Raw genomic sequence first — 23,858 nt, 5'->3', positions numbered from 1 at the left:
CGCTGGCCGAGGGTGCACGCTGGTGGCCGCCAACACGCGTGAATTCGTGCGCGTGCCCGGCTGCCGCTGGAGAACTGGGCCGCGCAGCCGCCGCTGGGTAAGTGGCCTACCATCGCGCCCCATGACTGCCGCTGCGCTCCTCGTCATCGACACCAACATCGTGCTGGACGTCTTCGTCTTCGACGACGCGGCCGCCCTGCCGCTGCGCGCCGCGCTGGAGGCCGGCCGGGCGCGCTGGATCGCCACCGCCGCCATGCGCACCGAATTGGCGCGCGTGCTCGGCTATCCGCAGATCGCGCCGCGCCTGGCCTTCTACCGGCTCGCGGCCGGCGACGTGCTGGCCCGCTTCGACGCCGCGGTGCGCGAGCTGCTGCCCGACGCCCCGCGCGCCGCCTGGGTCTGCAAGGACGCCGACGACCAGAAGTTCATCGACCTCGCGGTGGCGCACCGCGCCGCGCTGCTGTCCAAGGACCGCGCGGTGCTGGCGCTGCGCAAGCGGCTGGCGCAGGCCGGCGTGCGGGTGGCCGAGCGGTTTGACGCAGACGGGGCCGCCATCCGATGCGCATAGAGTATGCGCATTCGGTATGCCGGAGATGTGCCATGCCTCGCTTTGACAACGCTCCCAAGAAGTCCACCAATCTGTCGCTCAACGGCAAGGTGCAGGAGACGGCGAGGGAATTGCGCATGAACGTGTCGCAGAAAGTGGAGACCTGCACGCCGCCGCCGAACGGAAAGCCGGCCCGTTCGGATCGCCGATCCGATAGGTGCTCCATACCTTGAGCATGTGCCTGGGCTCTTCGGAATCGATCATGGCGCCTACATTCGACGCGGCGTCCCGGAGGTTGGTGTCGCGGCAGGTATACCCGGCAGGACACTCCAGCCCGGCATCGGTTCACCGCTGACCTCGACCTCTGCACCCCGACTGCGTGCCTTGCAGGCCGCCCGAATACCTCGGCTGTTTCAGATACTCCCGCCATCAATGGCCTGCAGCGGGCGATTCAAAAGCGCTGAGGGCATATACCCCGGAAGTCAGTGTGCTTCTTCGCGCGGCAGCAGCGCGCGCGGGCGGGTCGGCCGCGCCCCGGGCCGGCACGCCCTATGCGCCGGGTTCGTTGCCGGGCACCAGCTGCCCGCCGCCGGCCAGCGGCAGGCTGCGGCCCTGGAGCCAGGCGTTGCCGGGCAGACGCGCGTCGTAGCGTACCGTGTGGCCGCCGCTGTCGATGCCGGTGCCGGGCGCCGTGCCGGCCGCGGGCGGCTGCAGCACGGCCAGCGTTGAATCGGCCGTCACCTGCCAGCGGCTGGACGCGTCGAGCTGCAGGCTGGCCCCGGCGAGCGCGCCTTCGAGCCGGCTGCCGTTGCGCAGCACCAGCGACAGGGTGCTGCGCGCGTCGGCCGACAGCCGGCCGCGCAGGGCCTGGCGCGTGGCCAGCACCTGCACCGTGCCGGCCCGGGCATCGAGCAGCAGGCCGCTGCGGGCGTCGAGCGACACCTGCTCCAGCACCAGCGTGGCCTGGCTGCCGACCACGGCGAACAGCGGGCCGTCGGCCGCGGCGATCGACCCGCCCTGCGCGGCGAAGTAGCCGCGCCCGGCCGGGGCGCCGCCGGGCTCGGCGGCCTGCTGGAACAGCACGCCGGCCTGGCGGCCCGCGGCCAGCGCGCTGTCGTGCAGCGTGATGGCCCCGCCGCCATCGACCACGGCGGCGGGGCCGTCGTCGGCATGCGCGCGCAGCTTGCGCAGCTGGAGGTTGCCTGCGCTGTAGAGGACCGGCGCGCCCGCGCCCTGGGTCTGCAGGGTGCCGCCGGTGGCCAGCAGCGTGCTGCCGCCGCGGTCGGCCACCAGCGCCGCCGCGCGCGGGCCGGTGGTGGTGATGTCGGCATCGAGCAGCTCGGCGCGGCCGCCGGCCGAGACGGCCACGCCGTGCGCATGGGCACCGCCGGTGCGCACGCGCAGCTGGCCGAGCCAGACGCGGGTGCCGGTGCCCAGCGCGGCCACGGCGGCGGCGCTGGCGCCATTGCTGTCGATGCGCCCGCCGCGCACCGTGACATCGCTGCCGTCGCTGGCCAGCAGGGCGGCGTTGAGTCCGCGCTGGCTGCTGGCCAGCGGCGCGCTGCTGTCGCCGCGCTTGCTGATCTGCGGCGCGGTCAGCTGCACCCGGGCGCGGCCGCGGACGTATATCGCCGAGAGGTCGGGGTCGTTGGCCAGGTAGGCCTGGCCCTGTTCCAGCACGAAGCGGCCGTTGTCGACCGTGCGCGCGCCGGCCGGCTCGACTTGCGGGCCGGTGTGTTCGGCCAGTTCGGTGCCGCCGCGGCCTGCCGGGCCCCGGCCGCCGGGACCGCCCGGGCCGCCGCCGGGCGGGCCGCCGGCCATGCCGCCACCGCCGCCCCAGCCGCCGCCTCCACCGCCGCCCGGCGGGCCGCCGCGGTGGGCCGTGCGTTCGCCGGCGCCGCCGCTGTCGGCCGGGCTGGAGGGTGTGTCGGCGCAGCCGGCCAGGGCCAGCACCAGCGCCGCCAGCGCCGACGCCACCAGGCCGCCGGCAAGCGCCAGGCTGGTCGAGTCCACAGGGGGAGGCTGGGAAGGTTGCATCGGCAGCGGCTCCATCGGGCAGTCAGGGGCGCTGCAGCATGCGGTTGCATTGAGGAGGAATCCGGGAGGGCCGCACGCACTCCCGCTGCCAAGGCCGGGCGCAGGCCATCGGGAATCAGGCCATCAGGTCGTGCGCCGCCCGCGCGCGCTGCAGGTCGCGTCCCCAGCGCCGGTCGGCCGGCAGCCGGCCCAGCCAGCGCATGCGCGCGACGGTCTTGGCCAGCAGGCCGCGCACCGCGGCCGGCCGCGCGGCCACCCAGTCCTGCCAGCGGCCGCGCGCGGCCGCGAGCGCACCGGCCTCGGCGAGGTAGAGCGCGCTCGAATGGGCGTAGTAGAGCGCGTCGCGCACCTGGCAGTGCGCCAGCGGCAGCACGGCCAGCGGATCGTCCTCGAAGTCGACGAAGCCGATGGCGCCGTCGGGGCAGCGCACCATGTTGCGCGCGAAGCCCTGGCTCAGGGCGGTGCCGGCCGCATGCACCCCGGCGATGGCGGCCAGGCCGTCGCGCCAGGGGCCGAGCACCGCGCCGGCGCCCGCGGGCACCGCGTCGCGCATCTCGGCGTCGAGCGCCGGCGTGGGCGCGCCGGGCACGCCCAGGTGGCTGATCATCAGGCCGTCCTCCTGCACCGCCAGCACGGCGGGCACGCGCAGGCCGCGCGCGGCCAGGTCGCGCAGGCGGCGCGCCTCGGTGGCGATGGCCCGGGCGCCGCCGCGGTTGGGCACCGCCCGCAGCACCTCCAGCCGCGCGGCGCGCGCCAGCAGGCCCAGCACGACATAGCCGGCCGGGCCGTTGCGCGGGCCGGCCTTCTTGATCCAGACCTGCCCGTCGCCGAGCCGGTAGTGCTCCAGGTTCTTGGGCTGGCGCGGCAGCGTCTCGCGCAGGAAGGCGGCGTAGCGGTCCGCCGTCATGCGGCCACCGCCGCGGTGCGCGGTGCCGAAGGTTCCAGCGGCGGCTCGCCGGCCGCAAAGCTGTTGACGCTGGCCAGCGGCCAGTAGCGTCGGAAGACGGCGTGCTGGTCGTCCAGCGGACCGAGCAGCGCGCCCGGCGCGACCTGCAGCACCAAGTTGGACAGCAGCCGCACCTCGGTGTCGCTGATGCGGCGCACGATGTGGTGGGCGGTGATGTCGCTCGGATGGGTGAGGCCGGCGGCCTGCACCAGCTCCTGCAGCGCATGCAGCGTGCTGGCATGGAACTGGGCCACGCGCTGGGCCTTGTCGGGCACGACGAGCGCCTGCTGGCGCAGCGGGTCCTGCGTGGCCACGCCGGTCGGGCAGTGGCCGCTGTGGCAGGTCTGGGCCTGGATGCAGCCCAGCGCCATCATGAAGCCGCGGCCCGCGTTGCACCAGTCGGCGCCCAGGGCCATCATGCGCGCGATGTCGAAGGCGGTGATGACCTTGCCGGCGCAGCCGATGCGGATGCGCTCGCGCAGGTTCACGCCGACCAGCGTGTTGTGCACCAGGAGCAGCCCTTCCTGCAGCGGCGAGCCCATGTGGTCGATGAATTCCACCGGCGCCGCGCCGGTGCCGCCCTCGGCGCCGTCCACGACGATGAAGTCCGGCGTGATGCCGGTGGCGAGCATGGCCTTGACGATGGCGAACCATTCCCACGGATGGCCCACGCAGAACTTGAAGCCGGTCGGCTTGCCGCCCGAGAGGTCGCGCAGCCGCGCGACGAAGCGCAGCAGCTCCACCGGCGTCGAGAACGCCGAATGGGCCGAGGGCGAGACGCAGTCCACGCCCATCGGCACGCCGCGGGCCGCGGCGATCTCGGGCGTGATCTTGGCCGCCGGCAGCACGCCGCCGTGGCCGGGCTTGGCGCCCTGGCTCAGCTTGACCTCGATCATCCTGACCTGCGGGTCGCGCGCGCTGGCGACGAAGCGCTCCTCGCTGAAGCTGCCATCGTCGTTGCGGCAGCCGAAGTAGCCCGAGCCGATCTCCCAGATCAGGTCGCCGCCGTGCACCCGGTGGTGGGCCGAGATCGATCCCTCACCGGTGTCATGGCAGAAGCCGCCGAGCCGTGCGCCGCGGTTGAGCGCGAGGATCGCGTTGGCCGACAGCGCGCCGAAGCTCATGGCCGAGATGTTGAACACGCTGGCCGCGTAGGGCTGGGCGCGGTCGGGGCCGATGGTGATGCGGAAGTCGTGCGAATCGAGCCGCGTGGGCGCCAGCGAATGGTTGATCCACTCGTAGCCGCGGCCGCCCACGTCGAGCTGGGTGCCGAACGGGCGGTTGTCGGGCTCGCCCTTGGCGCGCTGGTAGACCAGCGAACGCTGCGCGCGCGAGAACGGCGCGGCCTCGGTGTCGCTCTCGATGAAGTACTGGCGGATCTCGGGGCGGATGAATTCGAGCGCGAAGCGCAGGTGCCCGAGCACCGGGTAGTTGCGCAGCACCGCGTGGCGCTGCTGGCGCAGATCGTAGAGGCCCAGCACGGTCAGCGCCGCCGCGGCCACGGCCACGACGACGCCGCGGCCGAAGGCCACGGTGGTGAACAGCGCCAGCAGCAGCACGACCACGCAGGCGGCGAGGGTGGTGTAGCGCACGGGGTAGAGATGGTTGAGGCGGCCTATCATCGCGGTCTTTCGCCGAGGGCATCGTTCCTGCCACGCAGGGCATGTCGGCGGCATCATAAAGACTCGTCCCGACACGCCATGACCACCCCCGCCGACACCCCAGCCGCCGCCGCGCCGGCCGCTCTGGGCCCCGATGACTTCGACACCCTCGACGCGCTGCTCGACCAGCTGCGCACGAAGTCGCCCGACACGCCCGAGTGGGAGTTCTGCGAAGGCGTGATGGCCGCGCTGATCTGCACGCGCCGCCCCATCCCGGCCGAGGAAGTCTGGCCGGTCCTGTTCGACGAGGGCTTCAACCCTGCCGAGAACATGGAGCTGGTCTGGTTCTGGCGCCGCCGCTGGGCCGAGATCGAGGCCGCGCTCGACGCCGACGTGCAGACGCTGGACGAGGACCGCTGTTACCACCCCGAAGTGCTGGACGTGCGCGGCGCCATCGCCGCCCTGCCCGAGGACGAGCGCGCCCGCGCCGAAGCCGAGGCCGCGGCCGAAGGCGGCCTGCCGGCCTTCGGCCAAGTCTGGGCTCACGGCTTCCTGGCCGTGGTCGAGCAGTGGGAGGAGGACTGGGCGCCGCCGCGCGACCGCGAGGCGGCGCAGCTGCTGGGCGACGCGATCGACGCCATCGCCGTGCTGGCCGGTCCCGACCACGGCCGGCCCGAGGTCTCGATGTACGAGGAAGACGGCCCGCCGACCGTGAGCCAGGCCCGGCTCGACGCCTGGGGCGAGGCGATCTGGGCCGTCTACGACCTGCGCCGCCTGTGGAAGAGCCAGGGCCCGCGCGCCGAAAGCGTGCGCCGCGAGGCGCTGCCGGGCCGCAACGACCCGTGCTTTTGCGGCAGCGGAAAGAAATTCAAGAAGTGCCATGGTGGATGAAGCACAACCCCTCGAGCCGCGGCGCGGCTCCCCCCTTCTCTCGCTACGCGGGAAGGGGGCGACGCCAGCGCGGCGGGGCGGCCCTTGCGCGGCGTCTGCTGGTCTGGGCCGCGGCGGTTTTGTGCGCCTCGCGCCCTCCACAACGCGGTGAGAGGGTGACCTCCGCCAGCCTCGCGCGCCTGTTCGGCCTGGCCGCGCTCTGGGGCGGCAGCTTCCTGTTCATGCGGGTGGCTGCGCCGGTGCTGGGCGCCGTGCCCACGGCGTTCTTCCGCGTGGCGTTCGCCGCGCTCGGGCTGGTCGCCATCGTGCTGGCGATGCGGGTGCCGCGCGACTGGCGTGGGCTGGGACGGCCGGCGCTGGCGCTCGGCGCCATCAATTCCGGCATTCCCTTCCTGATGTACGCGCTGGCCGCCCGCGTGCTGCCGGCCGGCTACAGCGCGATCCTGAACGCGACCACGCCGCTCATGGGCGTGCTGATCGGCGCGGCGCTGTTCGGCGAGCGCATCACCACCGCGCGCATCGGCGGCGTGCTCGTCGGCCTGGCCGGCGTGGCCGTGCTGATGCGCGCAGAGCCGGTGGCCCCCAATGCGGCCACGCTGCTCGGCATGGGCGCCTGCCTGGTGGCCACGTTCTCCTATGGCCTGTCGACCCAGCTCACGCGGCGCTGGGTGTCCGACCGCGGCGGGCTCGACAGCCGCCTGGCTGCGCTCGGCAGCCAGGTTGGCGCCGTGCTGACGCTGCTGCCGGCCTTCGCCTGGCAGGCCGTGCAGGCGCCGGCGCTGCTGCCCCGGCTTGCAGCGGCGGGGGTATCCATCTGGACCGCAATGCTCGTGCTCGGTCTGGCCTGTACCTCTCTGGGGTATGTGATCTTCTTCCGGCTGATCGCCGACATCGGCCCGCTGGGCGCGCTGACCGTCACCTTCCTGGTGCCGGCCTTCGGCGCGCTCTGGGGCTGGTGCTTCCTCGGCGAGCCGCTGACGCTGGCGCACCTGGGCGGCGGCGGGCTGATCGCCGCGGCGCTCTGGCTGGTGCTGCGACCAGCCCGGTAGGGATCAGCCGGCCACGAGCCCGGCGTAGTCCGGATGCCGCTCGATCCAGGTGGCGATGTAGCTGCACGCGGGCACCACGCGTTCGCCGCGGCTGCGGGCGCCGTCGAGCACGTGGCGGGCCAGCGCGCCGGCGACGCCGCGGCCCTCGAAGGCCGGCAGCACCTCGGTGTGGACCAGGCGCAGCGGCTGCTTCCTGCCGCCGCTGTCGTCATAGGCGACGAAGCCGGCGAGCTGGCCGTCGATACGGGCCTCGATGCGCTGCTCCGCCGGGTTGTCGGCAAAGTCGATGCCAAGGGTGTTGCGTTGATCGGTCATGGTGCTTGCATTGTCGAAAGTCTCAGGCTTCCAGCGTATCCACCAGTGTCCGCAGCGCATGGACCACGGTGGCGGCGCGCACCGCGGCGCGGTCGCCGTCGAACCGCCGGCGTTCGGCCCGCAGGCGGCCGTCGATCTGCCAGCCGAACCACACCGTGCCCACCGGCTTGTCGGCCGAGCCGCCGCCCGGGCCGGCCACGCCGGTCACGGCCACGGCGGCCTGGGCGCGCGAATGCCGCACGGCGCCGGCCGCCATCGCCCGGGCCACCGGTTCGCTGACCGCGCCGTGCGCGGCGATCAGGGCCGCATCCACGCCAAGCAGCTCGGTCTTGGCCGCGTTGGAATAGGTGACGAAGCCGCGCTCGAACCAGTCGCTCGACCCGGCCAGCGCGGTGCAGGCCGCGGCGATCAGGCCGCCGGTGCAGCTCTCGGCCGTGGCCAGCATCGCGCCGCGCGCGCGCAGCCGGTCGGCGAGCCGGGCCACGAGAAGGTCGATGTCAGCGCTCATCGCAACAGGAACGTCCAGACCGCGAAGACCAGCAGCGTGCAGAACGCCGCCACCAGGTCGTCGAACAGGATGCCGAAGCCGCCGGCCGCGCCGAAGCCGTGGAACTGCCGGTCGGCCCAGCCCACCGGGCCGGGCTTGGCCGCGTCGAAATAGCGGAACAGCGCGAACGCGACCAGCTGCCCCCAGAAGCCGACGGGCCACAGCAGCCACAGCACGATCCAGAAGGCGACGACCTCGTCCCACACCACGGGGCTCGGGTCGGCCATGCGCAGGCTGCGCGCGGCCACGGTGCAGGCCCACCAGCCCACGGGCAGCGACACGGCGATCAGCCAGCCGGTCTGCGCGGGCGTGAGCCACCGCTGCAGCACCACGAACGAGAGCCAGGCCCAGAGCGTGCCGGCCGTGCCGGGCGCGACGCGCGACAGGCCGCAGCCGAAGCCCAGCGCGATGAAGTGCGCCGGATGGGCGAGCAGGAAGCGGCTGGTCGGCCGGGCGGCCGCGGCGGTGCGGGACGCCGCGGCGTCGGAGGCGAAGGTCATCGGGCGATTCTGCCCGTACCGGCCCGGGCGGCGTCCGGACCGTCAGTGGACGGTGCCGGCATCCTGCGGTGCCACTGCCGCTGCGGCCCGGTCCGCCGGCGCAGCGGCCGCGACAGCCGCGGCGTGCTGCTGCGGCTGCACCGCCGCCGCCCAGACGGCGGCCGGCGTGGCCGTGCCGGCGCGCTGCCAGGCGCGGCCGACCGCCTGGGCCGCGGCCTCGCGCCACTCGGCCAGCGCCGCCCGGTAGCCGGCGCCGAAGGCGGCCTGGTTGCTGATGGCCGTCTGCACCACGCCCTGTGCGGCCGCCACCTGGTGCTGCAGCGCCTGGGCCAGCGCGTGTGTGGGCAGGGCGGCCAGCGTCTGCCAGCCGGCGCCGCGCAGCAGGTCGTCGGTCTCGCTGCGGGTTTCCTCGATGCCGCCGCGCAGCGTCTGCACGCCCAGGGCGATCCACTGGGCGCGGCCTTCGGCCAGCAGCGCGCTGGTGCGCAGCCACAGAGTGAGGTTGGCCTGGTACAGGGCCAGCGGCAGCAGAGGGTCGGTCGCCGGGGCGGCGGCGCGGTCGGGGGCGGTGGCGCTCATCGGTGTCTCCTTCGGGCGGTGGGTTGGGAAGGGGTTGCGCGGATGGGGCTGCGCCGCCGCGCCGCCGCGGCGGCGGCCGGTGCTCGTCCCCGGAGCGACACACTCTATACCGCACCTGCGGCCGGCGGCCATGCGCCAGGGCAATGATCTGCGCCGTTTTGTTCATGCATGGGGGTATATCTTCAGACTGCATGTACTGCGGACGCATCTGGCATGCAGGACCGGGGGTATGGGGGAAGAATCCTAGCGTGCGAAGTGGTCGAAGGAGGCGAAGCGCCGCGCCAGCGGCCGGCCGTCGGCCTCCAGCAGCCGCACGCCGGGCGGCGCCTCGATGGTGCCGATGCGCGTCACCGCCACCTGCGCGGCGCGGCCGGCCGCCTCCACCGCGGCACGCGCGGTGGCCGGCGCGGTGAAGGCCAGCTCGTAGTCGTCGCCGCCTGCCAGCACGCATGCGAGCGCCAGCGCGCGGTCGAGCCGCTGCGCGCCGTGGGCCAGCAGCGCCAGCGCGGCCGCCACGTCGATGCGCGCGCCCACGCCCGAGGCGCGCAGCACGTGGCCGAGGTCGCCGAGCAGGCCGTCGCTGATGTCGACCGCACTGGTCGCGATGCCGCGCAGCGCCTGCCCGAGGGCCACGCGCGGCGTGGGCGCTTCCATGCGTAGCCGCGCGGCGTCGAAGCCGGCCGCGTCGAGCGCGAGCCGGCCGCGGAAGACCTCTAGCGCCAGCCGCGCATCGCCCAGCGTGCCGCTGGCCCAGAGGTCGTCGCCGGCGCGCGCGCCGCTGCGCAGCAGGGCCGTGCCGGCCGGCACCTCGCCGAAGACGGTGATGCAGATGTTCAGCGGCCCGGCCGTGGTGTCGCCGCCGACCAGTTCGCAGCCGTGCGCGTCGGCCAGCGCGAACAGTCCTTCGGAAAAGCCGGCCAGCCAGCGCTCGTCCACCCGCGGCAGCGCCAGTGCCAGCGTGAACGCGAGCGGCCGCGCGCCGCAGGCGGCCAGATCGCTCAGGTTGACCGCGAGCGCCTTGTGGCCGAGCCGCGTCGGATCGACGGTGGAGAGGAAGTGCCGGCCCTCGACCAGCATGTCGCTGGAGACGGCGAGCTGCATGCCGGCCGCGGGCGCCAGCAGCGCGCAGTCGTCGCCGGGCCCGAGCAGCGCGCGCGAGGCCGGCGCGTGGCGCAGCGGGCGCTTGAAGTAGCGGTCGATGAGGTCGAATTCACCCATGGCCCGAGCATAGGGCCTGCCGGCTGCCTACTGCCGGGGCATGCCCGCCGCGAGCGCCTGCAGGGCGGCCTGGCCGGCGTCGAGGCTGCGTTGCCACTCGTCGCCCGGCAGGTAGCTGATCACCGAGGCGTAGCCCGAGGCGGATTTCAGGAAGGCCGGGTCCTTCAGCGCGGCAGCGATCGCATCCTGCAGGCGCAGCCGGATCGCCGCGGGCACGGCCCTGGGCGTCGCGAAGCCGCGGTCGGACGGCATGACGACGTCGATGCCCTGCTCGCGCGCGGTCGGCACGTCCTTGAGCGCCGGCGCGCGCTGCGCCATGAACTGGCTGACGATGCGCAGCGGCACCGCCTCCTTGTCGGGCTGGGGCACGGCCGTGAGGCTGGTGAACATGAACTGCGTATGCCCGCCCAGCAGGGCGTTCTTCGACTGGCCGGTGCCGTTGAACGGCACGTCGTTGAGTTCGATGCCGGTGGTCTGCTGCAGCCGCAGCATGGCCAGGTGGCCATTGGAGCCGACGCCGTTGTAGCCGAAGGACAGCGAGTTCGGCCGGCCGCGCAGCTCCTGCACGACCTGCTGCAGGCTGGTGTAGGGGCTGTCCCTGCGCGCGACCAGCAGCGTGGCGTCGCTGACGACGCGGGCCGTCAGCGCCAGTTCGCGCGGGTCGTATTGCGCCTTCTTGGTCAGCGGTACGAAGACCAGCGGCGGCACGTTGACGACGCCGATGGTGTAGCCGTCGGGCTGGGCGCGCTGCAGGTAGGCATTGGCGATTTCGCCGGAGGCGCCGACCTTGTTGACCACGACGAGGCTGGCTTTGGCGCCCAGGTACTTCTGGAGGAAGGGCGCCAGGCCGCGGGCCATGATGTCGGTTTCGCCGCCGGGCGCGAAGCCGACGACGATCTCGATGGGCTTGTCGTCGGGCCAGGCGGCGTGGGCCGTGGCCGTGATGGCAAGGGCGCCGGCGATCGCGGCGCGTTGCAGCATGTTCTTCAAGGAAACTTTCTCCGTCGGTGGAAGGGGCGGGCGGCGGCGCGGCGCGCCGCCGTGTCCGGGGTCAGTCGAACAGATCCGGGTCGCTGCGGCAGATGGCGTCGTAGATCGGCTGGAAGTGCAGCCAGGCTATGAACGGCGAGCCCAGGTGCCTGGACGAGTGCGCCGCCGCTTCGGGGGGAATCTGCTTGAGCGGATGGCCGGTGGCCTCGGCCTTGAGCTGGATCTCGCAGGCGCGCTCGGCGGCGATGAGCCACCAGGCCGCCTCGTCCACACTCTCGCGCCCGGCCGAGAACAGGCCGTGGTTCTGATGGATGGCGATCTTGTTCTCGCCGAAGGCTTCGGCCACCTTCTGGCCGGCGGACTTCTCCACCACCACGGCGCCGGCTTCCTCGGTGATCAGCGCATGGTCGGTGGAGAAGCTGGCGGCCGTCTGCGTGATCGGATCGAGCTTGCGGCCGAGCGACGCCCAGGCCATGCCGTGGGTCGTGTGCGCGTGGCACGAGGCCAGCACGTGCGGGTTGGCCCGGTGGATGGCCGCGTGCAGCACGAAGCCGGCGCGGTTGACCGCCCAGCTCCCCTCCAGCACCCGGCCTTCGTGGTCGACCAGCAGCAGGTCGGACACGCGCACGCGGCCGAAGTCCATCGCGAACGGGTTGGTCCAGTAGAGGTCGGGGTGCTCGGGATCACGCACCGTCACGTGGCCGGCAAATCCGTACTCGTAGCGGAACCGGGCGAACACGCGGCACACGGCGGCCAGGCGCTGCTTGCGATGCAGGCGTTCCTCGGCTGCGGATTCGAATTTCGGAGGCTGGGGAAAGTAGAGCCCCGCTTGGTCGGGCGCATAGACCGATCGCTTGGCAGGGAGGTCGGGGGCATTCATCGTCTGGCACTCAGGACATGGGGTTCGGGGTGCGCAGTCTAGGCAGGGACTCTGCCGGCGCGCCAATCACGAATCCGGTACCGGCCATAAGCTTTCCTGATGGGCATCAAGGCGCGGGGCGCCGCTCCCGGATGTGGGCGATGAAGTCTTCGAGCAGCCGCGAGCGCGGCGCATCGCGGTGCAGCAGCAGCAGCGTGCGCACCTCGATGCGCGGCAGCAGCGGCCGCGCCACCAGCCCCGGCAGGGGCAGCGACGCCAGCAGCTGCGGCTCCACGAGCGCGATGCCCGCCCCGTGGTAGGCAAGGGCAATGCCGGTGATCGACAGCCCCACCTGCACGGCGATGGCCGGGGCGATGCCCGCCTGTCCCAGCGCCCGGTCCACGTAGGGACGCAGCAGCGCCTGCGGCAGGTAGGTGACGAGGGAATAGGGCGCGAGGTCGGCCACCTGGATCTCCGCACGCGCCGCCAGCGGATGGTCGGCGGGCATCACGCAGGCGACGCTGTTGTCCGCGATCACCTCGGCCACGACCTCGGGGTGGAGCACAGGCTCGTAGGCCAGGCCCAGTTCGGCTTCGCGGCTGGCGACGCGGTCGAGCACCTGCGGCGAGGCCAGCGACTGCAGCGCGACCCGCACGCCGGGGCGCGCGGCGAGAAATTCCGAGACCGCCTTGGCCAGCCAGCCGTTGGTCACCGGGGAGGACGCCGCGACCGACAAGGTGCCCAGCCGGCCGCCAGCCAAGTCCTGCGCCAAGCGCTCCATGGCTTCGATGCGGCCGTAGATGCCGCGCACGTCAGGCAGCAGCGCGTGCGCCTCCGGGGTGGGAACGAGCCGGCCGCCGACACGGGCGAACAGCTGCATCTGCAGCCGCGCCTCCAAGTGCTTCAGCACGGCGCTGACGGCGGGCTGCGTCACATGGAGCATGCGCGCTGCGCCGGTCGCCGAGCCGGTCTGCATGACGGCGTGGAATACCTCGATGTGCTTCAGGTTGATCATGGAACGGGCGGCTGCTGCCCTGGCGGGTAGCCCACTACGCCGGCTGCCCGCGGAACCGCCCCGCGCCGCGCCGCACCACCTCGCCCAGCAGCTGTTCGCGCGCCTGCAGCTCGCGCAGCCAGCGCGCGTCGTTGTGGTTGCTGTTGACGCTGTCGCGCAGCATCTGCAGTGCGTTGCCGGCGCCCAGCCGCCGGGCGTGCGGGTCGACGCGGTGCAGCGTCTGCAGGATGTGCTCGCGCAGCGCCATGTGCTCGCCCGTGGCCGGGTCCACGTAGACCGCGTCGAGCCCGAAGCGGCAGGCCTGGAAGCGGTTGTAGGTGTAGACGAGGTAGTCGTCGTCCGACGGCATGAACGGCTGGTCTTCGAGGAACCAGGCGCCCAGTGTCTGCACGAAGGCCGCGAGCGCGGTGGCGCGCTCGATGGTCAGCGGCGTGTCGAACACGCGGATCTCGATCGTGCCGAACTCCGGTTTGGGCCGGATGTCCCAGTAGAAGTCCTTCATGCTGCGCACGACGCCGGTGCGCGTCATCTTGCCGTAGTAGTCCGCGAACTCGTCCCAGGTCAGCGCGAACGGCGCGCGGCCCGACAGCGGGAAGGCGAACACCGAGTTGAGCCGCGCCGAGTCGAAGGCCGTGTCCTGCCCCTGCACGTAGGGGCTCGACGCCGACAGCGCGATGAAGTGCGGGATGTAGCGGCTCATGCGGTGCAGCATCAAGAGCGCCGCGTTCGCGTCCGGGCAGCCGATGTGCACGTGCTGGCCGAAGATGGTGAACTGCTTGGACAGGTAGCCATACAGCTCCGACAGCTTGCGAAAGCGCGGCCGGTCGTAGATGCGCTGCTCGTGCCACTGCTGGAACGGGTGCGTGCCGCCGCCGACGATGGCGATGTTGAGCTTGTCGGCGCTCTTCACCAGGGCGTCGCGGATTGGCGTGAGCTGGCCCAGCACCTCCGAGGCCGAATGGCAGACGCCGGTGGAGATCTCGATCATGCTCGACGTCATCTCGGGCACCACGCTGCCGGGCAGCGGGATCTTCTCCATCAGCCGCAGCATGTCGTCGGCATAGGGCGCGAGGTCGTAGTCGTGGGTGCTGACGAGCTGGAGCTCCAGCTCGACGCCGAGCGTCAGCGGCTCGGAATGGCGGAAGGGTTCGAGGCTCACGGCGGCGTGTCTCCGGCGGCCAGGGGCTGCGGCGTCCAGGGGCGCGAGCTTTCTCCGGCACGGTAGATGGCGACGGTGGCGACGACGGCGCCCAGCATTTCCATCAGCAGGATGGCGGGCAGCGCCACCTGCGCGATCTGCGGGCCCAGCGACGGCGAGGCCGCCACGAACTGCGATGCGATCAGCAGGGCGATCGACGACATCGGCGACATCGCGCCGCTGACCCACAGGGCCTGGCGCCAGCTCGCGCCGCTGCCGATGTTGCCCAGGCCCACGCCGACGGCCTTGGCCGCCACGCGCACCAGGATCAGCGCGGCCACGGTGCCGGCCACCGGGCCGGTCCAGTCGGCCTGCGCAGCGACGGTGGAGACCAGCACGAACATCAGCATGGTCAGGAGCGACGAGGCCGAGCCGAGCTGGCGCGGCCAAGCCCAAGGCCGCGGGTTGAGCTGCTTGAGCAGCATGCCGCCGAGCAGCGCGGCCAGCGGCGCGGAGCCGCCCAGGTGCGCGGCCACGGCCGTGCCGGCGGCCACCAGCGCGATCAGCAGCATAGCGGTGTTCTCGCTCGCGGGGCTCATCACCCGCAGGGCCAGGCGCAGTGCCAGCGCCAGCAGCGCGCCGACGACGACCGACACGCCCAGCACCACGGCCACCGGGTAGATCGTGTCCATCAGCGTGATCTGCGGGCGGTTGAGCAGCTCGGCGCGGGCGCTGCCGAGCGCGAGCGCATAGAGCGACGACAGCGTGGCCAGCACCAGCGCCCGGTCGGTCACCGGGCCGGCGGCGCGGGTGTCGGCCACCACGCGCCCCAGCACCGCTGGCGACGCGGCCAGGGCCACCAGCGCCAGCGGCGAAGCCACGCCCGTGGGCACGTCGAGCAGCGCATGCAGCGTCCAGTAGACGGCGTAGTAGGTCAGGGCCGACTCGGCCACGCTCTGCACCAGCACCATCGGGTTGTGGCGGAACCAGCGCAGCGGGATGCGGCTGCCGGCCTCGAACAGCACGATGGACATGCCCAGCTCCAGCAGGAACAGGCCGATGCCCTGCAGCGGCCAGAGCGCGCCGTTGAAGCCGGCCAGGCCGGCGAAGGTGCCGACCAGCGAATAGCCCACGACCTTGGGCAGGCCGGAATAGCGCCGCAGCAGGTAGCCGACCAGGGATGCCACTGCCAGCAGCAGAGACCACTGCACCGTCGGCAGCCCGGCCGACGGGCGCAGCCATTCGGCCCAGAAAGTGGTGATTTCGTTCATGCCCGGCGGGCCCTCCTCTCGGTGTCTGTCGCAGGGGTCGTTGCGCCGCCGTCGCGGCTGCGCAGACTGTACATGGCGCGGCGCGGCCGGACCTGTAGGACGGTATCGTGACCACCGCCATCCGGCCGTCGTGTTAATAGCGGGGGTATGTTCCTATGACTCCCGAAAGACGGGCGCCATGAGAGTTAACCTACCGGAGTATATGCCGGCGACGAGGGCGGTCGCGCGCCGGCTCAATGCAGCGTCCGCCGGGCGAGCGGCGTGCCGCCCGGGCCGTGGTCCACGGCCTCCAGCACGAAGAGCGGCACCGGCGCCTCGAAGCGCTCGCCGTCCTCGGCCACGCAGAAGAAGCTGCCGTGCATGGTGCCGCTGGCCGTGCGCAGGCGGCAGCCGCTGGTGTAGCGGAACGATGCGCCGGGCGCCAGCAGCGGCTGCTGGCCGACCACGCCCAGGCCCCTGACCTGCTCGGTGTGGCCGTGCGCGTCGCTGATGTGCCAGTGGCGCGCGATCAGCTGGGCCGCCACGTCGCCGGTGTTGGCCACGGTGATCGTGTAGGCGAAGCTGTAGATACCGGCCTCCGGCTCCGAATGCTCGGGCAGGTACTGCGGCTCGACGTCCACGGTGAACTGGTACTTCGGCATGGCCCAATGGTAAGGGCTGCGACAATCGCGGCCATGCCCGCCCCCGCTTCCCCCACGACCTGCCGCATCGCCCCCTCGATCCTCTCGGCCGACTTCGCCCGCCTGGGCGAGGAAGTCCACGACGTGATCGCTGCCGGCGCCGACTGGATCCACTTCGACGTGATGGACAACCATTACGTGCCCAACCTCACCTTCGGCCCGATGGTCTGCCAGGCGCTCAAGCCCCACGCGAAGCGCGCCGACGGCACGCCGGTGCCGGTCGACGTACACCTCATGATCCAGCCGGTCGACGCGCTGGCCGCCGCCTTCGCCGACGCGGGCGCCGACTACATCAGCTTCCACCCCGACGCCTCCGCCCACGTGCACCGCAGCATCCAGGCGATCAAGTCCAAGGGCGTGAAGGCCGGCCTGGTGTTCAACCCGGCCGAGCCGCTCGACGTGCTCGACTGGACCCTCGACGAGATCGACCTGGTGCTCGTCATGAGCGTCAACCCCGGCTTCGGCGGCCAGAGTTTCATCGATTCGGCGCTGCGCAAGATCGAACGCGTGCGCAAGCGCATCGACGCCAGCGGCAGGGACATCCGCCTCGAAGTCGACGGCGGCATCAAGATCGACAACATCGCCCGCGTGGCCGCCGCCGGCGCAGACACCTTCGTGGCCGGCAGCGCCATCTTCGGCCAGCCCGACTACGCCGCCGTGATCGCCGCCATGCGCCGGCAGCTGGCCGGCTGATTGCCCTGCGCCCCGGCCCGCCGCCGCGGCCGCGTCCGGCGGCGCCTCCGCCGGGAAGGCCCGCGCCGCCGCTGCGTGAGTCTGCTCCTACAGCTGTAACGTCCGCTCTCCCACGAACCCCGGCCATCGCAGGCTACGCCTGGGCCGCAGGTGCACTCCTACGCTTCTGTCCATCAAGCAATGAACCTGTCGAGGAGCGCATCATGGAGTGGAGGGTCTGGGGCATCGCCGGCGTGGTCGGCGCGGCGGCGCTGGCGATGATTGCCGGCGCGGTCGATTACTGCTGCGCTTCCGAAACTTCCTGATCCCCGCCATCAGGCGTGCACGGCGCCCGCAGCGCTCCGACCGGAGGGCGCCGGGTGCCGTTTCCATCTCAGCCCTCCCTTTTCACCAGAACCACATTCCATGCCACCTGCCCGCGCCAGCAACCCCCGTTCCCGCAGCCGCGCCTCCGACGAGCCCGCGGACAAGAACGCCCAGCTGGCGGCAGCCACCGCGACCGCCACGCCCCAGTTCATCACCACCAACCAGAGCGTGCGCGTGGCCGACAACCACAACGCGCTGAAGGCGGGCGCGCGGGCCGGTGCTGGTGGAGGACTTCGTCCTGCGCGAGAAGCTGGTCCACTTCGCCCACGAGCGCATCCCCGAGCGCGTGGTGCACGCGCGCGGCTCGGGCGCGCACGGCTGGTTCCAGGTCTACAAGTCGATGGCGACCTACACCCGCGCCGACTGCCTCCAGGACCCGGAGCAGAAGACGCCGGTGTTCGTGCGCTTTTCCACCTTCGCCGGCGAGCGCGGCTCGGCCGACACGGTGCGCGACCTGCGCGGCTTCGAGGTCAAGTTCTACACCCGCGAAGGCAACTACGACCTCGTGGGCAACAGCTTTCCGGTGTTCTTCATCCAGGACGCGATGAAGCTGCCGGACTTGGTCCATGCCTTCAAGCCCGAGCCGCACCACGGCATGCCGCAGGCGTCGAGCGCGCACGACACCTTCTGGGACTTCGCCTCGCTGATGCCCGAGACCACGCATGCGCTGCTGTGGCTCATGAGCGACCGCGCGATCCCGCGCAGCTACCGCATGATGGAAGGCTTCGGCGTGCATACCTTCCGCTTCGTCAACGCGGGCGGCGACACGAGCTTCGTGCGCCTGCACTGGAAGCCCAAGTTCGGCGTGCACGGCCTGGCCTGGGACGAGGCGCAGAAGCTCGCGGGCCGCGACCCCGACTTCCACCGCCGCGACCTGTGGGAGTCCATCGCGCGCGGCCACTTCCCCGAATGGGAGCTGGGCGCGCAGATCCTCGCGGAGAACAAGGCCGCCTCGCTCGGCTTCGACATCCTCGACGCGACCAAGCTGATCCCCGAGGAACTGGTGCCGGTCACGCCGGTCGGCCGGCTGGTGCTCGACCGCAATCCCGACAGCTTCTTCGCCGAAACCGAGCAGGCGGCCTTCCACCCGGGCCACGTCGTCCCGGGCATCGATCTCTGCGACGATCCGCTGCTGCACGGGCGGCTGTTCCTGTCCACCGTGGCGCAGCTCTGGCGCCTGGGCGGGCCCAATTTCCACGAGCTGCCGATCAACCGCGCCGTGACGCCGTTCCACAACTTCCAGCGCGACGGCATGCATCGCCAGACGGTGCACAAGGGACGCATCTCCTACGAGCCGCATTCGCTCGACAACGAGACCGAGTTCCGCGTCGACGGCGACGCCCAGGGCTTCCGCAGCCATCCGCAACCGGTGGAAGGCCCCAAGGTGCGCGAGCGCGGCCCGGCCTTCGACGACCACTTCTCCCAGGCCGCGCTGTTCTGGAACAGCCAGTCGCCCGCCGGGCGCGAGCACATCGCCGCGGCCTTCCGCTACGAGCTGTCGAAGGTCGAGTCGGCTGCGGTGCGCCAGCGGGTCATCGACAACCTGGCCCATGTGGACATGAAGCTCGCGCGCAAGGTCGCCGCCGGCGTCGGCATCGACACGCCCGATCCGCGTGCGGCGGCCGGGCGGGCCGGCTTCCGCCAGAGCGATGCCGTGGCGCCGCTCCAGGAGTCCGCGGCGCTGGGCATGTCGATCACCGTGAGCCACCTGCACACGCGCCGCGTCGCCGTGCTGGTGCACGACGGCGTGGACGCGCTGGGCCTGCGGCCGCTGCTGCAAAAGCTCGCCCAGATCGGGCTCGACGTGCGCGTCGTCGGCCCGCGCGTGGGCAGCGTCACCACCGCGGGCGGGCGGCGCTTCGAGGTGCCCTACAGCTTCGCCACGCTGCCGTCGGTGCAGGCCGACGCGGTGCTGGTGGCCGGCGGCGCCGAGAGCGCCGCGGCGCTGGCGGCCAGCGGCGAGGCGGTGCTCTATGTGCGTGAAGCCTACAAGCATGCCAAGCCGGTCGCCGTGATCGACGACGGCGCCGCGCTGCTCGGCGCGCTGGGCATCGCGGCCGGCGGCAGCGCCCAGGACGTGGCGCGCGCCCATCCGGGCGTGCTGGTCGGCTCGGTGCACGGCGACGTGCAGGCCGATGCCGTGGCCGCGTTCGCGCAGAGCTTCACCGACAGCCTGCGCGTGCACCGGTACTGGGACCGCACCGACCTCGATGCCATTGCCGCTTAGATAGCGGCGCCGGAACGGACGGGCAGGCGAGCGTGTAAGCTCGTCGTCCCCGATTTCGCGGTGCGCAGCGCGTGCCGCCTCGCCCCATGTCCCTCGATTCCGATCTCGCGCAGCGCAGCCTGCGCGCCGTCTGGCACCCCTGCACCCAGATGGCGCGGGCCGCGCAACTGCCGCCGCTGCCCATCGCGCGCGGCGAAGGCCCGTGGCTGTTCGACACCGCGGGCCGCCGCTATTTCGACGCCAACAGCTCCTGGTGGGTCAACCTGTTCGGCCACTCCGACGAAGGGCTGCGCGCGGCCATCGCGCGCCAGCTGCACACGCTGCCGCATGTGATGCTGGCCGGCTGCACCCACGAGCCCGCCGTGCGGCTGGCCGAGCGGCTGGCGGCGCGCACCGGCGGCGCGCTCGGCCATGCGAGCTTCGCGAGCGACGGCGCGAGCGCGGTGGAGATCGCGCTCAAGATGAGCTTCCACTACTGGAAGAACCGCGAGGCTGGCGGGACTGGGCCGCAGCGCGACGCCTTCGTCTGCCTCAAGAACAGCTACCACGGCGAGACCATCGGCGCGCTCGCGGTGACCGACGTGCAGATATTCCGCGACGCCTACGCGCCGCTGCTCACACAGTCGCACACGGTCGCCTCGCCCGACGCGCGCCTGGGCAACGAGGACGCGGCCATCGACGCGCTGCGCGACCTGCTGGAGCGCGAGCGCGGCCGCATCGCAGCCGTCATCGTCGAGCCACTGGTGCAGGGCGCCGCCGGCATGGTGATGCATGCGCCCAGCTACCTGAAACGCCTGCGGGCCCTGGCCACCGCCCATGGCGTGCACCTGATCGCCGACGAGATCGCGGTCGGCTTCGGCCGCACCGGCAGCTTCTATGCCTGGGAGCAGGCGGATGCTCCGTGGCCCGACTTCCTGCTGCTCTCCAAGGGCATCACCGGCGGCACGCTGCCGCTGTCGGTGGTGCTCACGACCGATGCGGTGTTCGACGCCTTCTGGTCCGACGATGTGGCCCGCGGCTTCCTGCATTCGCATTCCTATACCGGCAACGCGCTGGCCTGCGCCGCGGCCAACGCGGTGCTCGACCGCTTCGACGCCGGGCAGGTCGAGGCCAACCGGCAGCAGGCGCAGTTCCTCGCCGATGCGTTCGCGCCGCTGGCCGCACATCCGCGCGTGGAACACCTGCGCCAGCGCGGCATGATCCTGGCCTTCGACGTGCGCAGTGCCGGCGACCGCTTCTCCGAGCGCTTCCACCTCGCGGCGCGCCGGCACGAACTGCTGATCCGCCCGATCGGCGACACCGTCTACCTGATGCCCCCCTACCTGATCGACGAAGCCGCGGCCGTCTTCCTGGCCGGTGCCGTCGGCCGCACGCTCGGCGAAGTTGTGGACGAGGTCATCGCCGATGCTGCTTGACCACCTGCAGTCCAAGCTCGACGCGCTGGCCGCAGCCGGCCTCGCACGCAGCGTGCGCAGCGCGGCCACGCCCACGGCGGTGCGCCAGACGGTGCTGGGCGCGGACGGCACGGCGCGCGCGCTGCGCATGTTCTGTTCCAACGACTACCTCGGCTTCGCTGGCGACCCCCGGCTGGCCGAAGCGCTGGCCGAGGGCGCGCGCGCATGGGGTGCGGGTGCGGGCGCCTCGCACCTCATCAGCGGCCACAGCGTGGCCCATGCGCGTCTGCAGGACGACTTCGCCGACTGGTATGCGCCCTACATCCCCGGCGCGCGGGCCATCACCTTCTGCACCGGCTACCTGGCCAACATCGCGGTCCTCACCGCGCTGGGCGACGCGGATGCCCAGATCTTCTCGGACAAGCTCAACCATGCCTCGCTGATTGACGGCTGCCTGCTCGCGCGCGCTGCGGTGCAGCGCTATCCGCACGCGGATCTGGCCGCGCTGCGCAGGCAGCTCCAAGCCAGCCGTGCCCGCATCAAGCTCATCGTGACCGATGGCGTCTTCAGCATGGACGGCGACATCGCGCCGCTGGCCGCGCTGCTGGTGCTGGCCGAGGAGTTCGACACCTGGCTCGTCGTGGACGACGCGCACGGCTTCGGCGTGCTGGGCCGCGACGGACGCGGCACGCTGGAGCACTTCGGCGTGCGCAGCGAGCGCATCGTGCTCGTGGGCACGCTCGGCAAGGCCGCGGGCATCTCGGGCGCCTTCGTCGCCGCCCATCCGCGCATCGTGCAGTACCTGCTCCAGGCTGCGCGGCCCTACGTGTTCTCGACCGCCACGCCGCCGGCCATCGCGCATGCGCTGCGCACCAGCCTCGCGCTGATCGGTGGGCCCGACGGCCGGGCCGCGCGCGCGCGGCTGGCGCAGCTCGGCACGCGGCTCGGCGAGGGCCTGGCCGGCCTGCTGCGCCGCCGGCCCGCGCTGCCGTGGCGGCCGGTGCCGTCGACCACGCCGATCCACCCGCTCGTCATCGGCGGCAACGACGAGACCATGCGGCTCGCCGCCGCGCTCGAAGCGCGCGGCCTGCGCGTGCCAGGCATCCGGCCGCCCACGGTGCCCGCGGGCACGGCGCGGCTGCGCATCACGCTCTGCGCGGCGCACGGCGACGACGACGTCGATGCGCTGCTCGCCGCGCTGGACGAGGCGGCCGCGCCATGAAGGGCTTCTTCGTCACCGGCACCGACACCGAGATCGGCAAGACCTGCATCACCGCCGGGCTGGTCCACGCGCTGGCCTGCACCGGCCTGCGCGCGGCGCCGGTCAAGCCGGTGGCCGCCGCGCAGGAGCAGGGCGCCGACGGCGTCTGGCGCAACGAGGACGTGGCCCGGCTCCAGACGGCGCAGACGCTGGGCTTGACCGATGCCGAGGTCGGTCCGCTGCAGTTCCGCACACCCTGCGCGCCGCACATCGCCGCGGCGCTCGAAGGCCGGGCCATCGACCGCACCGCGCTGCTGGCCGCCATCCGCGCCACGGCGCTGCGCGGCGACCTGGCGCTGGTCGAGGGCGTAGGCGGCTTCCGCGTGCCGCTGGCGCCGGGGTGGGACACCGCCGACCTCGCGGCCGACCTGGCGCTGCCGGTGGTGCTGGTCGTCGGCCTGCGGCTGGGCTGCATCAACCACGCGCTGCTCACGGCCGAGGCCGTGCGCGCGCGGGGCCTGCGGCTGGCCGGCTGGGTGGCCAACACGGTGGATGCGGCGCAGCCGCACGTGGCCGCCAACCTGGCCGCGCTCGACGACACGCTGGGGGCGCCACGCTGGGGCCATGTGCCGCGCCTGGCGGACCCGGGGCATGCCGCGGTGGCGGCCCACCTGGACGCGGCCGCGGTACGCGCAGCCCTGGGCTGACGCCTCGCCGCAGCAGGCGCCGGCCCGCCTATCGGTCCAGCGGCAGCTGCAGCGTTTCCTTGACCTCTTCCATCACCACCACGCTGCGCGACTCGGCCGCGACCGGCAGTTTCTTCAGAATGTTGCCGAGCAGGTGGCGGTACTCGCCCATGCCGCGGAGCCGGCACTTGAGCAGGTAGTCGAAGTCGCCCGAGACCAGATGGCATTCCATCACCTCGGGCACCTGCGACAGCTCCTTCTTCACCTTGTCGAAGACGTCGCCGGACTTCGACGACAGCTTGATCTCGACGAAGACCAGCAGCGTCCGGCCCAGCGCCTCGGACGACAGGCGGGCGTGATAGCCCGCGATCACGCCTTCGCGCTCCATCCTGCGCACGCGCTCGGTGCAGGGGGACGCGGACAGGCCGACTTTCTCGGCCAGTTCGGTCATCGAGATGCGGCCCTGACGCTGCAGCACGTCGAGGATAGCCAGGTCCAGGCGGTCGGGTTCGAACATTCGCTGCCAATTGTGCCCGCCCATAGGGAGGGCGGTGATTTATCGAGTGATGGCCGTAGAAAACGGTGGAATCGACTGTATCTGTTTTTCTAGACTTGCGATATCCACTGAAACACCCGGAGTGTGCCATGAAGGTCATCGTTGCAGGCAGCGGCGTCGTCGGAACCGCGACCGCCTACTACCTCGCCAAGGCAGGCGCCGACGTCACGGTCAGCGACCGCCAGCCCGGCCCGGCCCTGGAAACCAGCTTCGCCAACGCCGGCCAGGTGTCACCGGGCTATTCGACGCCCTGGGCGGCGCCCGGCATTCCGCTCAAGGCACTGAAGTGAATGTTTCAGAAGCACGCGCCGCTGGCCGTGCGTGCGGACGGCAGCCTCTGGCAGCTGCAGTGGATCGCGCAGATGCTGCGCAACTGCACCCAGGAGCGCTATGCGGTCAACAAGGAACGCATGATGCGCATTGAGGTTGCCCCCGATTCCTGGAGTGCATAGCCCCAACCCGGAGAATGCCGGGACGGGAGCATGAATTGAACGAGAAGCAAACGAGAGCGAAGTACACGCTGGAGTTCAAGCAGGAGGCCGTGCGGCAGGT

The 23,858-nt window shown here is 72.3% G+C and carries 24 protein-coding genes and 1 pseudogene; 10 read left to right on the top strand and 15 right to left on the bottom strand.

Going from position 1 to position 23,858, the window contains the following annotated elements; genetic code table 11:
* Positions 1–121 precede the first annotated feature (121 nt).
* Both GAK38_RS17385 and GAK38_RS17380 read left to right on the top strand, forming a co-directional pair.
* Positions 122–568 carry a PIN domain-containing protein gene (locus GAK38_RS17385; protein ID WP_325346226.1) on the top strand — a complete coding sequence of 149 codons (447 nt, stop codon included), beginning with the start codon at positions 122–124 and terminating at the stop codon, positions 566–568.
* A gap of 32 nt (positions 569–600) precedes the next feature.
* Positions 601–780, top strand: a complete 180-nt coding sequence (locus tag GAK38_RS17380; protein ID WP_325346225.1) for a type II toxin-antitoxin system CcdA family antitoxin — start codon at positions 601–603, stop codon at positions 778–780.
* A 316-nt stretch (positions 781–1,096) separates the two neighbouring features.
* On the opposite strand, the gene GAK38_RS17375 is transcribed toward GAK38_RS17380, so the two are convergent.
* The 3 genes from GAK38_RS17375 to GAK38_RS17365 all read right to left on the bottom strand — a co-directional run bounded on the left by GAK38_RS17375 (position 1,097) and on the right by GAK38_RS17365 (position 5,152).
* Entirely contained in the window at positions 1,097–2,584 is a 1,488-nt protein-coding gene (locus tag GAK38_RS17375; RefSeq protein WP_325346224.1) for a hypothetical protein, read from the bottom strand.
* A gap of 115 nt (positions 2,585–2,699) precedes the next feature.
* Entirely contained in the window at positions 2,700–3,491 is a 792-nt protein-coding gene (locus tag GAK38_RS17370; RefSeq protein WP_325346223.1) for a hypothetical protein, read from the bottom strand.
* Positions 3,488–5,152, bottom strand: a complete 1,665-nt coding sequence (locus tag GAK38_RS17365; RefSeq protein WP_325346222.1) for an FMN-binding glutamate synthase family protein — start codon at positions 5,150–5,152, stop codon at positions 3,488–3,490. The genes GAK38_RS17370 and GAK38_RS17365 overlap by 4 nt, the downstream gene beginning before the upstream one ends.
* A gap of 78 nt (positions 5,153–5,230) precedes the next feature.
* On the opposite strand from GAK38_RS17365, the gene GAK38_RS17360 reads away from it, so the two are divergent.
* Positions 5,231–6,022, top strand: a complete 792-nt coding sequence (locus GAK38_RS17360; RefSeq protein WP_325346221.1) for a UPF0149 family protein — start codon at positions 5,231–5,233, stop codon at positions 6,020–6,022.
* A 155-nt stretch (positions 6,023–6,177) separates the two neighbouring features.
* Entirely contained in the window at positions 6,178–7,071 is an 894-nt protein-coding gene (locus GAK38_RS17355; protein WP_325346220.1) for a DMT family transporter, read from the top strand.
* A 3-nt stretch (positions 7,072–7,074) separates the two neighbouring features.
* Here the strand turns inward: GAK38_RS17355 and GAK38_RS17350 are convergent, their stop codons facing one another.
* The 11 genes from GAK38_RS17350 to apaG all read right to left on the bottom strand — a co-directional run bounded on the left by GAK38_RS17350 (position 7,075) and on the right by apaG (position 16,144).
* Entirely contained in the window at positions 7,075–7,386 is a 312-nt protein-coding gene (locus GAK38_RS17350) for a GNAT family N-acetyltransferase (RefSeq protein ID WP_325346219.1), read from the bottom strand.
* A 22-nt stretch (positions 7,387–7,408) separates the two neighbouring features.
* Entirely contained in the window at positions 7,409–7,894 is a 486-nt protein-coding gene (locus tag GAK38_RS17345) for a CinA family protein (protein ID WP_325346218.1), read from the bottom strand.
* Positions 7,891–8,433, bottom strand: a complete 543-nt coding sequence (locus GAK38_RS17340; protein WP_325346217.1) for a phosphatidylglycerophosphatase A family protein — start codon at positions 8,431–8,433, stop codon at positions 7,891–7,893. The genes GAK38_RS17345 and GAK38_RS17340 overlap by 4 nt, the downstream gene beginning before the upstream one ends.
* Before the next feature lie 42 nt (positions 8,434–8,475).
* Positions 8,476–9,012: a hypothetical protein gene (locus GAK38_RS17335; protein ID WP_325346216.1), complete on the bottom strand. Its 537-nt coding sequence runs from the start codon at positions 9,010–9,012 to the stop codon at positions 8,476–8,478.
* Between the two features lie 243 nt (positions 9,013–9,255).
* Positions 9,256–10,230 (bottom strand): thiamine-phosphate kinase, encoded by a 975-nt coding sequence (gene thiL / locus GAK38_RS17330; RefSeq protein ID WP_325346215.1) that lies wholly within the window; start codon positions 10,228–10,230, stop codon positions 9,256–9,258.
* 27 nt (positions 10,231–10,257) lie between these two features.
* Complete coding sequence (locus tag GAK38_RS17325; RefSeq protein ID WP_325346237.1) at positions 10,258–11,211, bottom strand: Bug family tripartite tricarboxylate transporter substrate binding protein; 954 nt, start codon at positions 11,209–11,211, stop codon at positions 10,258–10,260.
* Between the two features lie 70 nt (positions 11,212–11,281).
* Positions 11,282–12,100: a class II aldolase/adducin family protein gene (locus GAK38_RS17320; RefSeq protein ID WP_325346214.1), complete on the bottom strand. Its 819-nt coding sequence runs from the start codon at positions 12,098–12,100 to the stop codon at positions 11,282–11,284.
* Between the two features lie 106 nt (positions 12,101–12,206).
* Complete coding sequence (locus tag GAK38_RS17315; protein WP_325346213.1) at positions 12,207–13,094, bottom strand: LysR family transcriptional regulator; 888 nt, start codon at positions 13,092–13,094, stop codon at positions 12,207–12,209.
* A 34-nt stretch (positions 13,095–13,128) separates the two neighbouring features.
* The gene (locus tag GAK38_RS17310) at positions 13,129–14,253 is read right to left on the bottom strand and encodes a YbdK family carboxylate-amine ligase (RefSeq protein WP_325346212.1); all 1,125 of its coding nucleotides are present in this window, start codon (positions 14,251–14,253) and stop codon (positions 13,129–13,131) included.
* Positions 14,250–15,503: a cation:proton antiporter gene (locus GAK38_RS17305; protein ID WP_325346211.1), complete on the bottom strand. Its 1,254-nt coding sequence runs from the start codon at positions 15,501–15,503 to the stop codon at positions 14,250–14,252. The genes GAK38_RS17310 and GAK38_RS17305 overlap by 4 nt, the downstream gene beginning before the upstream one ends.
* 233 nt (positions 15,504–15,736) lie before the next feature.
* Entirely contained in the window at positions 15,737–16,144 is a 408-nt protein-coding gene (gene apaG / locus GAK38_RS17300; RefSeq protein WP_325346210.1) for a Co2+/Mg2+ efflux protein ApaG, read from the bottom strand.
* 33 nt (positions 16,145–16,177) lie between these two features.
* Here apaG and rpe point away from each other — a divergent pair, with 33 nt between their 5' ends.
* The 5 genes from rpe to bioD all read left to right on the top strand — a co-directional run bounded on the left by rpe (position 16,178) and on the right by bioD (position 22,771).
* The gene (gene rpe, locus GAK38_RS17295) at positions 16,178–16,876 is read left to right on the top strand and encodes a ribulose-phosphate 3-epimerase (RefSeq protein WP_325346209.1); all 699 of its coding nucleotides are present in this window, start codon (positions 16,178–16,180) and stop codon (positions 16,874–16,876) included.
* Positions 16,877–17,465: 589 nt separating this feature from the next.
* Positions 17,466–19,469: a catalase gene (locus GAK38_RS17290; RefSeq protein ID WP_325346208.1), complete on the top strand. Its 2,004-nt coding sequence runs from the start codon at positions 17,466–17,468 to the stop codon at positions 19,467–19,469.
* Positions 19,470–19,555: 86 nt separating this feature from the next.
* Positions 19,556–20,884 carry an adenosylmethionine--8-amino-7-oxononanoate transaminase gene (gene bioA / locus GAK38_RS17285; protein WP_325346207.1) on the top strand — a complete coding sequence of 443 codons (1,329 nt, stop codon included), beginning with the start codon at positions 19,556–19,558 and terminating at the stop codon, positions 20,882–20,884.
* Positions 20,874–22,085, top strand: coding sequence for an 8-amino-7-oxononanoate synthase (locus tag GAK38_RS17280; RefSeq protein ID WP_325346206.1), 1,212 nt, complete (start codon positions 20,874–20,876; stop codon positions 22,083–22,085). Before bioA ends, GAK38_RS17280 begins: the two co-directional genes overlap by 11 nt.
* Entirely contained in the window at positions 22,082–22,771 is a 690-nt protein-coding gene (gene bioD, locus GAK38_RS17275) for a dethiobiotin synthase (RefSeq protein WP_325346205.1), read from the top strand. The genes GAK38_RS17280 and bioD overlap by 4 nt, the downstream gene beginning before the upstream one ends.
* A 28-nt stretch (positions 22,772–22,799) precedes the next feature.
* Here bioD and GAK38_RS17270 read toward each other — a convergent pair whose 3' ends face one another.
* Entirely contained in the window at positions 22,800–23,267 is a 468-nt protein-coding gene (locus GAK38_RS17270; RefSeq protein WP_325346204.1) for a winged helix-turn-helix transcriptional regulator, read from the bottom strand.
* Positions 23,268–23,395: 128 nt separating this feature from the next.
* Here GAK38_RS17270 and GAK38_RS17265 point away from each other — a divergent pair.
* Positions 23,396–23,728: pseudogene (locus tag GAK38_RS17265) on the top strand (FAD-dependent oxidoreductase); the annotation flags it as partial.
* Positions 23,729–23,858 lie beyond the last annotated feature (130 nt).

The organism is Xylophilus sp. (genome assembly GCA_009914555.1).
Taxonomy (GTDB): domain Bacteria; phylum Pseudomonadota; class Gammaproteobacteria; order Burkholderiales; family Burkholderiaceae_C; genus WNDY01.
This window is presented reverse-complemented; position numbering and strand designations above follow the sequence as displayed.